The organism is Photobacterium sp. TLY01 (assembly GCF_021432065.1).
Taxonomy (GTDB): Bacteria; Pseudomonadota; Gammaproteobacteria; order Enterobacterales; family Vibrionaceae; genus Photobacterium; species Photobacterium halotolerans_A.
This window is the reverse complement of sequence record NZ_CP090364.1, coordinates 2,884,350-2,897,470: the sequence shown is the minus strand read 5'-3', so window position 1 is coordinate 2,897,470 and position 13,121 is coordinate 2,884,350. Positions and strand designations below refer to the sequence as shown.

At 54.6% G+C, this 13,121-nt stretch carries 11 protein-coding genes; 5 read left to right on the top strand and 6 right to left on the bottom strand.

Translation table 11 applies throughout. The annotated features are described in order from the left end of the window. Nucleotides 1–321: 321 nt before the first annotated feature. From pykF to LN341_RS13405, 3 genes are all read right to left on the bottom strand, one after another. Nucleotides 322–1,734: a pyruvate kinase PykF gene (gene pykF, locus LN341_RS13415; protein WP_046222241.1), complete on the bottom strand. Its 1,413-nt coding sequence runs from the start codon at nucleotides 1,732–1,734 to the stop codon at nucleotides 322–324. 368 nt (nucleotides 1,735–2,102) lie between these two features. Next, on the bottom strand, nucleotides 2,103–2,261 hold the full coding sequence (locus LN341_RS13410; protein ID WP_234203566.1) for a hypothetical protein: 159 nt from the start codon (nucleotides 2,259–2,261) through the stop codon (nucleotides 2,103–2,105). 111 nt (nucleotides 2,262–2,372) lie between these two features. After that, nucleotides 2,373–4,745 carry a winged helix-turn-helix domain-containing protein gene (locus LN341_RS13405; protein ID WP_234203565.1) on the bottom strand — a complete coding sequence of 791 codons (2,373 nt, stop codon included), beginning with the start codon at nucleotides 4,743–4,745 and terminating at the stop codon, nucleotides 2,373–2,375. Nucleotides 4,746–4,967: 222 nt separating this feature from the next. Between LN341_RS13405 and LN341_RS13400 the strand changes: the two genes are divergently transcribed. The 3 genes from LN341_RS13400 to LN341_RS13390 are packed head-to-tail and all read left to right on the top strand — an operon-like array spanning nucleotide 4,968 to nucleotide 7,184. Beyond that, nucleotides 4,968–5,669, top strand: a complete 702-nt coding sequence (locus tag LN341_RS13400) for a cytochrome c biogenesis protein CcdA (protein ID WP_234203564.1) — start codon at nucleotides 4,968–4,970, stop codon at nucleotides 5,667–5,669. Next, the gene (locus LN341_RS13395) at nucleotides 5,666–6,169 is read left to right on the top strand and encodes a TlpA disulfide reductase family protein (RefSeq protein ID WP_234203563.1); all 504 of its coding nucleotides are present in this window, start codon (nucleotides 5,666–5,668) and stop codon (nucleotides 6,167–6,169) included. Before LN341_RS13400 ends, LN341_RS13395 begins: the two co-directional genes overlap by 4 nt. A 34-nt stretch (nucleotides 6,170–6,203) precedes the next feature. Beyond that, nucleotides 6,204–7,184: a redoxin domain-containing protein gene (locus tag LN341_RS13390; RefSeq protein ID WP_234203562.1), complete on the top strand. Its 981-nt coding sequence runs from the start codon at nucleotides 6,204–6,206 to the stop codon at nucleotides 7,182–7,184. Nucleotides 7,185–7,202: 18 nt separating this feature from the next. On the opposite strand, the gene LN341_RS13385 is transcribed toward LN341_RS13390, so the two are convergent. Together LN341_RS13385 and LN341_RS13380 are read right to left on the bottom strand one after the other, a co-directional pair. Next, nucleotides 7,203–8,657: a PLP-dependent aminotransferase family protein gene (locus LN341_RS13385; RefSeq protein WP_234203561.1), complete on the bottom strand. Its 1,455-nt coding sequence runs from the start codon at nucleotides 8,655–8,657 to the stop codon at nucleotides 7,203–7,205. Nucleotides 8,658–8,717: 60 nt separating this feature from the next. Next, complete coding sequence (locus LN341_RS13380; protein ID WP_234203560.1) at nucleotides 8,718–9,542, bottom strand: MipA/OmpV family protein; 825 nt, start codon at nucleotides 9,540–9,542, stop codon at nucleotides 8,718–8,720. A gap of 234 nt (nucleotides 9,543–9,776) precedes the next feature. Between LN341_RS13380 and LN341_RS13375 the strand changes: the two genes are divergently transcribed. Continuing rightward, nucleotides 9,777–10,433 (top strand): pyridoxamine 5'-phosphate oxidase family protein, encoded by a 657-nt coding sequence (locus tag LN341_RS13375; RefSeq protein ID WP_234205054.1) that lies wholly within the window; start codon nucleotides 9,777–9,779, stop codon nucleotides 10,431–10,433. A gap of 35 nt (nucleotides 10,434–10,468) precedes the next feature. Here the strand turns inward: LN341_RS13375 and LN341_RS13370 are convergent, their stop codons facing one another. Continuing rightward, nucleotides 10,469–12,538, bottom strand: coding sequence for a BCCT family transporter (locus LN341_RS13370; RefSeq protein ID WP_234203559.1), 2,070 nt, complete (start codon nucleotides 12,536–12,538; stop codon nucleotides 10,469–10,471). Between the two features lie 266 nt (nucleotides 12,539–12,804). On the opposite strand from LN341_RS13370, the gene LN341_RS13365 reads away from it, so the two are divergent. Next, the gene (locus LN341_RS13365) at nucleotides 12,805–13,059 is read left to right on the top strand and encodes a hypothetical protein (RefSeq protein WP_046222244.1); all 255 of its coding nucleotides are present in this window, start codon (nucleotides 12,805–12,807) and stop codon (nucleotides 13,057–13,059) included. Nucleotides 13,060–13,121 lie beyond the last annotated feature (62 nt).

Genomic DNA, 13,121 nt, shown 5'->3' with positions numbered 1-13,121 from the left:
GTGGCTGTGCCATTGGAATGCAGAGGATTTCAATTGGGCAGACAGCACGCGTGGAGGGCAGGTCGATGTTCAATACCGTTTTAGTTCGATGTCTGGCATTGCTGCTGTGCTGGCTCGGCTTTCACGTCAGCGCCTTGTATTTTCTGCTGGCCGTGATCTTGCTTAATACGCATCACAAGGAAATCTTTGGCTGGTGAACCTTTTGTTGCGGGCGGTAAAAAACAGTCGGGCAGAGAAACAAAACGGGAGCCGAAGCTCCCGTTTTTTATGCATCTTTCTGTATGCAGTCGTTGCATGCAGTCATTGCCGTAACGGCTGAAATTACAGCACGTGGACCGAGGCAGTGTTGGTGGTGCCAGAAGGAACCAGCGCACCGGAAACCATGACCACGATATCGCCTTTTGCACCCAGACCGGATTCCAGCGCCAGCGCTTTACCGCGTGCGTAGAAGGCATCTGTGCTTTCGATGGCATCGACCACCACAGGGGTAACGCCTTTGGTCAGGCACAGCTGAGCGGCGGTTTTGCTGTTCGTGGTAATCGCCAGAATGTTGGCTGTCGGGAAGTACTTACGCACAGAGCGGGCTGACTTACCGGCTTCGGTGGCTACGACGATCAGCGGTGCATTCAGCTTCTCGGCTGTGTCGACTGCGCCTTTACAAACGGCTTCAGTAATCCGCAGGCGAGGGCTGTCCAGACGCGCACTCAGTGACGCACGCATGGCTGAATCGGTGCGGGCACAGATTTGCGCCATGATGGTCACCGCTTCAATCGGGTATTTCCCTTTCGCAGACTCGCCAGACAGCATCACGGCATCGGTACCGTCCATGATGGCGTTGGCAACGTCACCGGCTTCCGCACGGGTCGGACGCGGGTTCTTGATCATCGAATCCAGCATCTGAGTGGCAGTAATCACCACTTTACGGGCACGGTTACATTTCTCGATCATCATCTTCTGCGCGAAGATGACCTCTTCAACCGGGATTTCAACACCCAGATCGCCACGGGCAACCATGATGCCGTCAGAAGCTTCCAGAATCGCGTCGAAGTTATCAACGCCTTCCTGGTTTTCGATCTTAGAGATGATCTGGATCTTTTCGCCGCCGTTCGCGTTCAGCAGTTCACGGATCTCGTTCACGTCTTCTGCTTTACGGATGAAAGAAGCGGCAACGAAGTCAACGCCTTGCTCACAACCGAATTTCAGGTCGGCTTTGTCTTTCTCAGCCAGTGCCGGCAGCTTGACAGACACGCCTGGCAGGTTGACGCCTTTGTTTTCACCCAGATCACCGTTGTTCAGGACACGGCATTTCACTTCAGTGTTGGTTGTCGCCAGCACTTCCATTTCGATCAGGCCATCGTCAACCAGGATGGTGTCACCGGCAGACAGGTCATTGGCAAAACCAGGATAAGTCACCGCTACGCGGTTCTGGTTACCGACAACTGTGGTGTCTGTGGTGAAAGTAAAGTCCTGACCAGCCGTCAGTGACACGTCTGCGCCGCCTTCCAGTTTGATGGTGCGGATTTCCGGGCCTTTGGTATCGAGCAAAATGGCGACAGGTTGACCGGTTTTCGCCATGACTTCACGAACGTTCTGGATGCGCTGACCGTGCTCGGCGAAATCGCCGTGCGAGAAGTTCAGACGCATCACGTTCATACCAGCGTTCACCAGTTTGGTCAGCATTTCAACAGATTCAGTCTTAGGACCAATCGTGCAGACGATTTTGGTTTTTTTCATTGAGAATATTCTCCGAGAACTTGAAGGAAACTTCTGGCGCTTTGATACCTCAAAGGACTGATCGATGAATGTTGAATCACAGCTACAAAACGAGATCATGATCGTGTTTTTATCAACAAAGTCCTGAAAGGTATGCCTGAGCCATACAAATTGTTTGGCAACATTACTTGCTTTATAAAAGCAGTTGCATTGCTTTGATAAAGCTGACGAAAAGGGTGTACAGACTGACTGAATCGTCAACACAAGCAGAGTGGAGATTCGCTGGTCAGTGCCACAAAGTGGCTGAATTAACAAGGTCGTAAGTATAGCAGAGTTTCTTTTCCTTACCAGCATGTGAGTTGTGTCAACTTTTTGACCCGACCAGATATCTATGCGTCTGATTCCCCGATAAAAGCCACAGACGATAAGGCATTGACCCGCTCATCAGCAGGATTCAAGGGATCACCCGGCCGAAAAAGATTTTTATCAAATAACCAATTTTGTTGAAAGCAGGTTGCTGTTTGATGACAACCGGCCAATTTTTCCATGGCGCTTGTCCGTGTTTTGTCGCGACGCAAGCATCGGTTGTCACTGTTGTGCTCATGACGCCATGAATACCGCCGAAGGACGGGCGGGCACATGAGTTTGAGGAGTCAGCTTTACAGCCAGCTGCTCTCGCAGTAGACGAGGTGTGCTTTCGGCTCCGCCGGGAGGGCGACAGAATTACCCGCTAAAGCCAGCTGGTATTGTTGCTGGCGCTGTGAATCCTCAGGTAGCCATTGCTCGGGAAAGTCTGCCTGAAACTGGGCCAGCGTGGTTAATGCCTGCTCGGGGTGGCCCAGTTCATACTGGGCCCGCGTCTTGTAAATCGCTTCCAGCCGTGTGATCGGGCGTATGCTTCCCGCTGCGAGGGCCGCGGCATAATCGCCCTGTTCTAAATGAATACGCATTTTACTGTAACGGACATAGCTCTGGGTCAGCGGCAGATTGAGATCTTCCGCCATACGTCCAGCCCGATCCAGATGCTGCATGGCCAGCGTTGTCTGGTGTTGATCGGTCGCGATCCAGCCCTGAAATAAAGCAATATTGGCCTTTAACAGCAATGAAACGCCTTCCTTGTTCCGGAGTGCCGTAAAAGCCTGGTCCGCCCGCTCCAGATGCTGTGGTTGCTGAGGATGTTTGCCCAGCCATTGCAGATCGAGTCCCTGATCCATGGCCGCAAAGGCCAGATAAAACTCACTGTCGAGGAACAACCGCTGCGCGCCAAGCTGTTCCGCCAGGGTTCTGGCTTCTGCAAAATAGCCTTCAGCCGCGTCGCCCTGATGGGTCTGCATCAGATAAAACCCCTGATAGATCAACGCGAGGGCGAGCTCATAAGGCTGGTCGAGTTCACGATACAGGGCTATCGCATCACTGAGGGATGATTCACGGATGGGCGGTTCGACCTGATCATTCTGGGCAATCGCCAGCAAGGTGGCAGCCTGTCGCGGCTGGTCTCCGAGCTGGCGGTAAAAATTCAGCGCCTTGAACAGGCGAACCTGATTGGCCGCTAAATCGTTACCGGGGCTTCTTTCCAGACCCACACTGGCCGGGCGTCCCAGATAAAACTGCTGATCGGCATCTTGTCGCAGCGCTTGTCCGGTGCCCAGAAGGGCAATTAACTGCTTGGTCAGGCGCTGATGGCCTTCCCAGTCCATTTCATTCCATGCCATCTGTGCCTGCAACTGATACGCCTGAATCAGCAGTGGCGACGCATTGGCCTGCATTGCGGCCCGGACGGCTTCGGCGGTCAGCGCGGCTGCGTTTGGCTCACCACGACGGTAACTCAGCTCACCGAGCCAGTAATGCTGCGCAGCAGACAAGGCCGGGTCTTTTTGGATCTGCGCGTCCGGCAGTGACTGCAGCCGATGCGTGGCCTGTTGCCATTGGCCCAGCAGTACCTCAGTGCCTGCCAGCTGGATCTGGGTCCACAAATTCTCCGGTTCCAGAATATGGGCCGCTTCGAAATATTTCCGGGCTGCCTGCGCGCCTTGTGTCTGCAGTAATGAGCGCCCCTGTGCCAGCGTTTGCACTGCGATAGCTGGGGAGGACTGCGGCTCGACCTGAGGTTGGCCAGGCTGGAGCAATCGCTGGAGCTGGTGGCTGACCGAATGCATGGCCGCGGCCAACTGCGGATAAGTCATGCTGCCTTGCTGCGTCCGGCCATCGGCATAAATGACCTGAAAGGTCAGGACCTGCTGTTTGTTGTGCAGCCGGACGCTGGCAAACAGGGCGGCTTCATAGTCCCGTTGCCGGAGCAGTGTCCGGATCTGTGCCGGCAGGGCAGGCCAGCTCAGTTCCGCATCCAAGAGCCAGGCTTTGGCGAGTGCCGGCGGGATCACCGTGAGCGTACTGCTTTGATTGAGCTTTACCGACAGCATGTCCGCGAGCCCGAGCTGCACCCAGTCGAATTCTGCTTTTCCCGTGTCATTGAGCATCGGAAAGACCACCAGCCCGGTACTGTGCCGGGCGGTTTCCTGCTGCGCGTCAGGTGCGGGCAAAGGCCCGGGATTGCGAACCAGCCAGAAACCGGCGACGAGCAGCAGCGCTGCGAGCAGCCCTGAAAGCACAAGAGGTCTGGACAAGCGGCGGTCGGGCGCGACTGGCGTCGGCGCCTGTTTTTCTGCGGGCGCTTGCGCAGGTGGCTGCGTGGCTGGTTCCTGCGGCTCCGGGGCGAGAACCGGGCAGATCCACTGATAACCGCGCTGCGGAAATGTACGGATAAATTGCGGATTCTGAGCACTGTCCCCCAGCGCTTTTCTGAGTTCACGAATGCTCTGCGTCAGAGAATTTTCCCGGTATTCACTGTGATCCCACAGTGCCTCCAGCAGGGTGTCCTTGGAAAGGACCTGATCCGGATGGGTCAGCAAATAGGTCAGGAGCTGGGACACTTTATGGCGCAGATAGGTTTCGGTCTGACCTGATGGTGTCTGGTGAAGCAACTGGCCGGTGTCGGCGTCAAAGATAAATGCAGCAAACTGATAGCAGGCCATAGCGTGTCCGGTTGCGTCTGAATTTCTGTGGCTTCATTGTACGGACAACCGGTCTGAAATCAATCAGCTATGACGAAAAGATTTTGGTCTTAACTCATTGATTTTATATGTTTTATCTTGATTTTATGTCGATTTTACCGCCATTTTAGGCCGATTTGAGAACGCATTTTTGATTGTCCGATATAACGGTTGCATCGTTCACGACAAAGGATGTGACCTTCAATGGAAACTGCAATTCAGGCTGCGCTTTTCAACCAGCAATTCGGGCTGTGGATTGTTGGCGCGGTCTTTCTGGCCGGGCTGTTTACCAGCCTGACACCCTGCGTTTACCCCATGTTGCCCATCACTGTTTCCGTAGTGGGCAGTCAGGCCCGTGACCGCAGGCAATCCTTTTGGCTCTCTCTCAGTTATGTGATGGGTCTGGCGGTGGTGTATGCCCTGTTGGGCGTGCTGGCAGCGACCACAGGCCAATTGTTTGGCGTGGTGGCGACGCATCCGCTCACGCTGCTGCTGATGGGGGCATTCTGCTTTGCGATGGCGGCCTGGATGCTGGGGTGGCTTCGCTTGCCCGGATTGTCGCTCAACCTGTCCCTGCCGCGGCTGGTTCGTCATCCGATGATCGGGACGTTTCTGGCCGGGGCCTGTTCGGGGCTGGTGATGGCGCCCTGTACCTCGCCGGTTCTGGGCATGCTGCTGATGTACGTGGCGTCCGCCGGAAATGCGTACTGGGCGGCGTTGCTGATGTTTGTGTTCGCGCTGGGCATGAGTGCCTTGCTGGTGCTGGCGGGCACCTTCAGCGGATTGCTGGCCTCGCTGCCGCGCTCCGGTCAGTGGATGAACCGGGTGAAATGGCTGATGGCCATGATGATGGCCGGAGCCGGGACCTTCTTTTTCTTTCAGATCATATCAATGGAGAACATATGAAAACTTCTGCTTTGTTTCACAAAGGCTGGCAAGCCATGGTGATGGCACTGGCATTGTCGCTGCCTGCGGTGCAAGCCGCGGAGACGGCGCAGACCGCGCCCTTGTTTACGGCAACAACGGTATCGGGCCAGGCATTTAAACTCGCGGATTATCTGGGTAAGCAGCCGGTTTATCTCAAATTCTGGGCGACCTGGTGCAGCTTCTGCAAGGCGGAGATGCCGCATCTGAATGCCATCAAGGATGAGTTTGGCGACGAGATAAAAGTGATTTCGGTGAACGTGGGTTTCAATGATTCGGTGGCCAATGTGCAGCAGTTTTTCCGTCAGGAAGGGTATGACATTCCCACTATTTTTGATGCCAATGGAGAGATTACCCAGAAATATCAGGTCGTGGGCACACCGCACCATATTCTGATCGACAAGGACGGAAATATTGCCTACCGCACTTTTCTGGCGACGGATCAGCTGGATCAGATCATCGAGCAATGGGCTCAGCACTGAAGTGTTCTAAGAACGGAATTGAGAGGATAAATGCATGAAACGAGCAAGTTTTTTATACACATTTTCTCTGCTGGCCTGCCTGCTGACCCCGGCAGTTGCTCAGGCTGAATCGAGCATGGCCTTGCTGGAACAGCAGCAAACGATCGCAGGCGAGCCGCTCGCACTGTCTGATCAGACCCGGACCCATCTGGTGTTTCTGGATATCTGGACCAGCTATGCCGGAGAGGGAGCGGAAGCTTTCGTCGCCCAGTTACCGCCATCATTTCTGCAATCCACACAGCAGATCTGGATCCAGCCGGAATTTAATGTGACGCGCGCGCAATTGCAGGAATTCCAGAGTGATTACCCGCAAGTTGCACCGCTGGTCCTCGATCATCAGCAAGCGCTGCTCAAGCAGTTCGGCTTGTGGCAAACCCCGGCGCATGTGCTGATTGAGCACGGCAACGTGGTGTTCTCGGGCGGGAATGAGGCTTTGCTGGCTTATCTGAACCCAGACAAAAAGACTGAAGCGGCCCCAAAACGGGATGCTGAATCCGATGCCTGGAAAGCGCTCCAGCCCCCCGCTGAATCCGGAAGTACCGTGAAACAGCCTGCACCTTATGTGGTGCCGCAGGTCGGTGCTGAGGCCCCCCGGTTTGAGCGCCAGACCCTCTCTGATCAGACGGTGTCGCTGACGGGATTACTGCAGCAGAGCAAAGGTAAGCAATCTGTGTCTCTGGTCTTTGTTGATGCCCTGTGTCCGATGCCGCATTTCCCCGGATGTGAGGCAAAACTGGCAAAGTGGCAGCAGCAGGTTGAATCGGATCCGTCCCGTCAGTGGGTGGGCGTGATCAGCGGCTATTACATTGATGCCGGTATCGCCGCTGGTTTTGCGGAAAAATTCGGCCTGACGGCGCAGCTGATTTTTGACACCGACAATGCGCTGTACAAAGCCTATGGCGTCCATGCCACGCCGTATCAGATTGATGTCGGTCCGCAAGGCCGGATTCAGTATCGCGGCGACCAGCTGCACTGATACCGGTGGGATTGCCCGTTATGGCTGACAATGAAACAGCGTGGCCAAACGGGCAATCAGCGGCGCGATCGCATCGGGCGCCACATTGCCAAAGCCGAGCACTGCCCCGTGCCAGTCTCTGTTTTGGTGCGGCGGGTGCTCATAGTAACTCAGTGGCCGCAGCACAATCCCGGCAGCTTCGGCTTGCTGCGCCCAGTTATCTTCACGGATGCCAGTCTGCCACCTGAGGGTGACATGCAGTCCGGCAGGCTGGCTGATCACTTCTACCTGATCCCCGAAAAAGCGGCTGATGGCATCCAGCATCAAGCGGTGCTTTTCTTTGTACGCCCGACGCATTTTTCGGATATGGCGCAGCAGATCACCTTCCTGAATAAAGTCCGCCAGAGCGGCCTGCATCAGCGCCGGGGTGTCGCCGCTCATCGCATCTTTGAGCCTCAGACACGGCTCAAGCAGTGATTGCGGTACCACCAGATAACCCAGCCGCAGGCTGTTAAACATCACTTTGCTGAAAGAGCCAATATAGAGCACCCGGCTGTCATGGCCCATTTGTGCGGCCAGCCCCTGCATGCTGGTATAAGGACGATGGGCAAACTGAAATTCACTATCGTAGTCATCTTCAATGATCCAGCGCTGGCCCTGCACGGCCCAGTCAATCACGCTCAGCCGCTGTTCGGTATTCAGGGTCGTGCCCATGGGATACTGATTGCTCGGCGTCAGGTATAACGCTTTGGCCTGGCTGGCGCGGATTGCTTCAACATCCGGGCCGGTTTGCGGTCGGATGTGCAGCGGCGCGAACTGGTAGCCTTGCCAGTCGATGACTTTACGCATCTGCGTATAGCCGGGTTGCTCCATCAGGACGCTGTCGCCACGGGAGAGGGTCGACAGCAAAGCCAGCGACAGCGCCTGCTGCGCTCCGGCAGTGATGATGATCCGGCTGGGATCGCAGTGAACCGATCGGCTGGAGGCCAGATAATCCGACACCGCCTGACGCAGCTCGGGCAAGCCCTGCAGATCCTGATTGCCCAGTAAGGCTGGTCTGCCCGCATGGCGCTGCAGTAATTTCTGCCACTTTGCCGCGGGAAAGGCCGCCAGATCCGGTACACCCGGCGCAAAGGGAAGATTGATGTAGGCCCGTTTAACGGCAGAAACAGCCTGATTGGGGGAGCGGTTTGCCCCGGCTGTGATGAAGTGTTCCGGCAGTTCAACCGCGACATAGAATCCTGAGCCCAACCGGCTTTCGATATATCCTTCGGCAGCCAGCTGCTCGTAAGCTGCTGTGACGGTATTTCGGCTCAATTTCAGTTCTTGCGCAAGGTGACGTGTTGACGGCAATTTCCCGCCCATTGGCCACAGGTTAGCGACAATTTTGTCGCGGATCGCGTGAAATAGTCGCTCCTGTCGCGTACCCGAACCTCCCGTGAGCGACAGATCCCCGGTTTCTATGAGTGTTGGAGATAACAAAGCCAAGTCCATTTCACCTTTTCAAGTCCATTGATGATCAGAATTTACCTCTTGGCTCCGTATTACTGCACATCAGAACACATAAATGAAGCCAACACCGATTTCCGCTTCGTAATTATTTCGGGAGATTGGGCTATCGCTCACGTCACTTCCGTAAACTTCGTAAAGTACTTCTCCGAAGACCTGCCAGTTTTCGTTTAAGTAATTCCGGTAGTTCACATTCACACCTGTTGATCGGTACCCGCTATCCACATCGGTTTCCGGAAGGCCTGAATTGATGGATTGCTGTGTGTTGACTCCAAAGTCCCGGTTGGCGAGCTTACCATCGTGAAAAGTGACCACAGCGCCAACTTCCCAGCCAGTGCCGTTCGGCTGGCACGCCAGACATGTGCCTGCGCCAAAAATTCCGAGGGTACCAATTTCTCCTGTTAATACACGGCCATCTAAAAAGTAACGCCAATTCTCTGCAAGGGCATAGCGCGTTTCCAGCAGCAATGTCACACCAGAATCCGACTCGCCTAACCCATCCAGTCGGCCATCTTCTGAATCGCCCTCTTCACGACCTTCCTCGTAGCCCAAAGAGGTTTGCACCAACCAGCCATCCTTCACCAAAGTTCGCCAGCCAATGGCCAGACCGGACCAGTAAAAAAGATGGTCGCCCGTTCGCCACTGCACCCCCCCGGCGGGCTCGACCTCAAGCTCAAATTCGTCTGAGCCCTCATAAGCAGACTCATATTCAACACTGAGCCCAAGTCCAACTCCCCAGCCATCGCCATCTGTAAAATCGTCGAGAGAAGGAAGCGGAACGAGAGGAGTTCTTGTTTCTGCCGCATGGACCGAACCAAAACAGGATAGCGCGCCAAACAATGCGACAACGTGAAGGGAGATGTTTTTCATGGTGTCTTGTCCTATATAGCCGATGGCGTTGATACGACGAACATTTCGCTCTGATAGCAAGATAGCTCAGTTTGCGCCATGCAGCATGATTCGTCCTTGTGACGTGACCTTATTCTGGCGATTTTCACAGATATAACTGGTCCTGTCATTTTGTTAAAACTGGCTCTGAAAACCATACCGGTTTGCCGTTACATTGGCAGAATCATTTGAGACGCAATGACAACAGGGACAGTGATGTTATCGACAAGTCAGAGAACGGCAATCAAAAAAGGGGCCCACAAGGCGGTGTTCGAGCAGGAAAAACTGTATCAGATCATTGATGAAAGTCTGGTGGCGCACGTGGCGATTCAGGAAGCGCAGGGGCCAGTGGTGATCCCGATGCTGGCGTGGCGGGTGGGGGATTTTGTTTATATTCACGGCGCCAACAACAGCCGTTTGCTGCGCAGACTCAGGCAGGCGGTGCAAACCTGTTTAACTTTCACGCTGTTCGATGGCTGGGTGCTGGCGCGGTCAGCGTTCAATCACAGTGCCCATTACCGCTCGGCTGTGGTGTTCGGCCAGTTTGAGGTCATTGAAGATAACCTTGAAAAAGACCAGCTGCTGAACCATTTTGTCGAGCAGATTGCCCCCGGAAGGACGCAGGACATCCGGCTGAGCAACCCAAAAGAGCTGATGGCGACGACTGTGCTGCGGATGCCGCTGCATGAAGCTTCGGTGAAAATCAGCAATAAAGATGTGGGCGATGATCCGGCGGATCTGGATGTGCCGGCCTGGGCCGGTTTTATTCCGTACCGGACTGTGGTTGGTCCGCTCAAGGCGACGGCGGGTTTGCATGCGTCTATCCCGACGCCGGACTACAGTGCCGCTTACGGGGAGCGCTGGGAAAAATAAGGGAAGCCGCCCTCCTACTGAGAGGGCGGCCTTGATTACTCTTTTGCCTGTTGCTGCTCGTTGTTTTCCTCTTCTTCCATGTTCCACGGCAGGATGCCGGGCGACACATGTAAGAAGTGCAGGTAGTTCTCGAATTGATCCAGGATGTCGGAAATAATGTCCTGCTGTTCATAGCCATAAACGTCGTACGCCCGGCCGCCCCGGCGCAGGAAGACTTCCGCCCGGTAATAATGATCCGGATCTTCCGGGTCATGATCGGTTTCCGGGAAGGCAAAATCAGGTAACAGATAACCTCTCAGTCTGACTTCGTACAGAAATTCCAGCTTCCCTTCCTGATACACCTCAAACTTGGCCCGACCTTGCTCTTCATCGTAAATGACTTCGGCTACCCAGCCTTGCTGCTCAAGTTCCTGCTCGACTTTCTGCATGCTTGGGTAAACTGTCTTCTGGATAAAGGCTGAGACTTCTTCGCGTCCGGGGAAATCGACAATGTTGGCCAGACGTTTTTTCCAGTACCCCGGCCCGGTTTTTCCGCCGCTCTGGCGCGATCGGGACTGGACGTGCTGCTCCAGACTCTGGCTGTGATGGCTTTCAATCACCAGTGCCCGCCACATGCCAACGGCTGCGATCAGCATGATGATCGCAAAGGGCAGGGCGCTGACAATCGATGCCGTTTGCAGGGCGCTGAGACCACCGGCCAGCAAGAGCACAGCTGCGACCAGTCCTTCCATGGATGCCCAGAACACCCGTTGCCACGCCGGAGTATGAGCAACGCCGCCCGAGGCCAGCGAGTCGATCACCAGCGAGCCGGAGTCCGACGAGGTGACGAAAAAGGTGACGATCAAAAACACGGTAATAAAGGAAACGATCGAGGTCAGGGGTAACTGCTCCAGTAATTTGAACAACGCGATGGCCTGATCGTTCTGTACTTCCTGGATGAGCTGGGTATAGCCCTCGACCATGATCAGATGCAGCGCGGTATCACCGAACACAGAGAACCACAGGAAGGTGAAGATGGTTGGCACCACCATCACCCCGACCACGAATTGGCGGATGGTGCGGCCGCGGCTGATTTTCGCCACGAACAGGCCAACAAAGGGGGCCCAGGCAATGGTCCAGCCGAAGATAAACAAGGTCCAGTTACCAATCCAGTCGCTGGCGGTATAGGCCTGCAAATTAAAGGTCCGCTCAACGATATTGCTCAGGTAACTGCCGGTGTTCTGCATGAAAGTATTGAGAATGAAGATGGTTGGCCCGACGGCAAACACAAACAGCATTAACGAGATGGCCAACACCATGTTGAGGATTGACAGGCGCTTGACCCCTTTATCCATCCCGGCGACCACAGAAAAAATCGCCAGTGCAGTGATCACTATGATCGCAATAATTTGCACTGTGGTATTGACCGGTATTGATGGCCAGAGGTAATTGAGCCCGGCATTGATCTGCGCCACCGAGAGCCCCAGCGTGGTGGCAATCCCGAACAGAGTACCGAGGATGGCAAAAATATCCACGGTATGGCCGATCGGGCCGTGGATTTTTTCGCCGATGAGCGGATACAGCGTGGAGCGCATCGATAACGGCAGGCCGTGACGAAAGGCGAAATAAGCCAGCGTCAGGCCGACCAGGCCATAAATGGCCCAGATATGAAATCCCCAGTGGAAAAAGGCAATCTGCATCGCCTGTCGGGCGGCATTCACTGTCATCGCCGGGCCGTCAGGCGGCGAGGCATAGTGCAGCACAGGCTCGGCGACGCCAAAAAACAGCAGGGCGATCCCGTAACCGGCGGAGAACAGCATGGCAAACCAGGCCGGAAAGCTGTACTCCGGTTCGGCGTGATCCGGCCCGAGCTTGATCTCTCCCCATTTGGTCAGGGCCACAGTGACAATAAAAAACAGAAAGATCGCCACCGACAGCATATAGAACCAGCCGAAACTCTGGGTGACGTAACTGAGGGTGTCTGAGAAGACTTGTCCAGCCAGGGTCGGGTTACTGATGGTGCCAATGACCATGAGTAAAATGACCGCCACGGCGGGAATAAAAACCGGAATCAGGATCGTTGAACTGCGCTGCGTTTTCTCTTCTGTCGGGGTTTCTGCTGACATAGTTTCGCTCCACGATTCAAACCTTGCCACAAAGTATGGCATACGCAACGGCATGCTTCTGGGGAAATTGTCTTTTTCAGACAAGACATTACCCGGTGAGTTCGAGAATGAGACGCCCGCGGCCGATTTAATCTGACTGGAAAACATCCGCATTATGAGAGAGGTGCCTTACATTCGGGTGACCTCAATGCAGCGATATCCGCACGGGTGAGCAGGGGGTGATCCGGATCTCCCTATTTGGCTTTAGATCTTGAAGAGAATACCGGATGCAAGAAAACAATATCGCGAATAATGAATTTTTATGGTCGAAGATCAAAAGCTTACTGGGTGTGACAATTGCAACGATAGGCTGCTTTTTCTTTTGCCTGCAGGCCTACCAGAACTTTTTAGCCTCTTTTGAATATACGTCAACCAGTACCAGCTACACCTATATTGCGATTGCCATCGGCTCGGGCCTGATGGCCATTCCTTTTTTTCTGGGAGCAGTGAAATATTTGCTGGCTTTTCTGGGGAAACGATAACTCAGTGCCGTGATTCATCGCGCTTCATCGTGGCGTGGTGAATTGTCTATAAAAAGCGATTT

What these genes read in the sequence shown, in the direction of transcription:
- pykF (WP_046222241.1), bottom strand. Translation starts at nt 1,734, where the DNA reads ATGAAAAAAACCAAAATCGTCTGCACGATTGGTCCTAAGACTGAATCT.
- LN341_RS13410 (WP_234203566.1), bottom strand. Translation starts at nt 2,261, where the DNA reads ATGGAAAAATTGGCCGGTTGTCATCAAACAGCAACCTGCTTTCAACAA.
- LN341_RS13405 (WP_234203565.1), bottom strand. Translation starts at nt 4,745, where the DNA reads ATGGCCTGCTATCAGTTTGCTGCATTTATCTTTGACGCCGACACCGGC.
- LN341_RS13400 (WP_234203564.1), top strand. Translation starts at nt 4,968, where the DNA reads ATGGAAACTGCAATTCAGGCTGCGCTTTTCAACCAGCAATTCGGGCTG.
- LN341_RS13395 (WP_234203563.1), top strand. Translation starts at nt 5,666, where the DNA reads ATGAAAACTTCTGCTTTGTTTCACAAAGGCTGGCAAGCCATGGTGATG.
- LN341_RS13390 (WP_234203562.1), top strand. Translation starts at nt 6,204, where the DNA reads ATGAAACGAGCAAGTTTTTTATACACATTTTCTCTGCTGGCCTGCCTG.
- LN341_RS13385 (WP_234203561.1), bottom strand. Translation starts at nt 8,657, where the DNA reads ATGGACTTGGCTTTGTTATCTCCAACACTCATAGAAACCGGGGATCTG.
- LN341_RS13380 (WP_234203560.1), bottom strand. Translation starts at nt 9,542, where the DNA reads ATGAAAAACATCTCCCTTCACGTTGTCGCATTGTTTGGCGCGCTATCC.
- LN341_RS13375 (WP_234205054.1), top strand. Translation starts at nt 9,777, where the DNA reads ATGTTATCGACAAGTCAGAGAACGGCAATCAAAAAAGGGGCCCACAAG.
- LN341_RS13370 (WP_234203559.1), bottom strand. Translation starts at nt 12,538, where the DNA reads ATGTCAGCAGAAACCCCGACAGAAGAGAAAACGCAGCGCAGTTCAACG.
- LN341_RS13365 (WP_046222244.1), top strand. Translation starts at nt 12,805, where the DNA reads ATGCAAGAAAACAATATCGCGAATAATGAATTTTTATGGTCGAAGATC.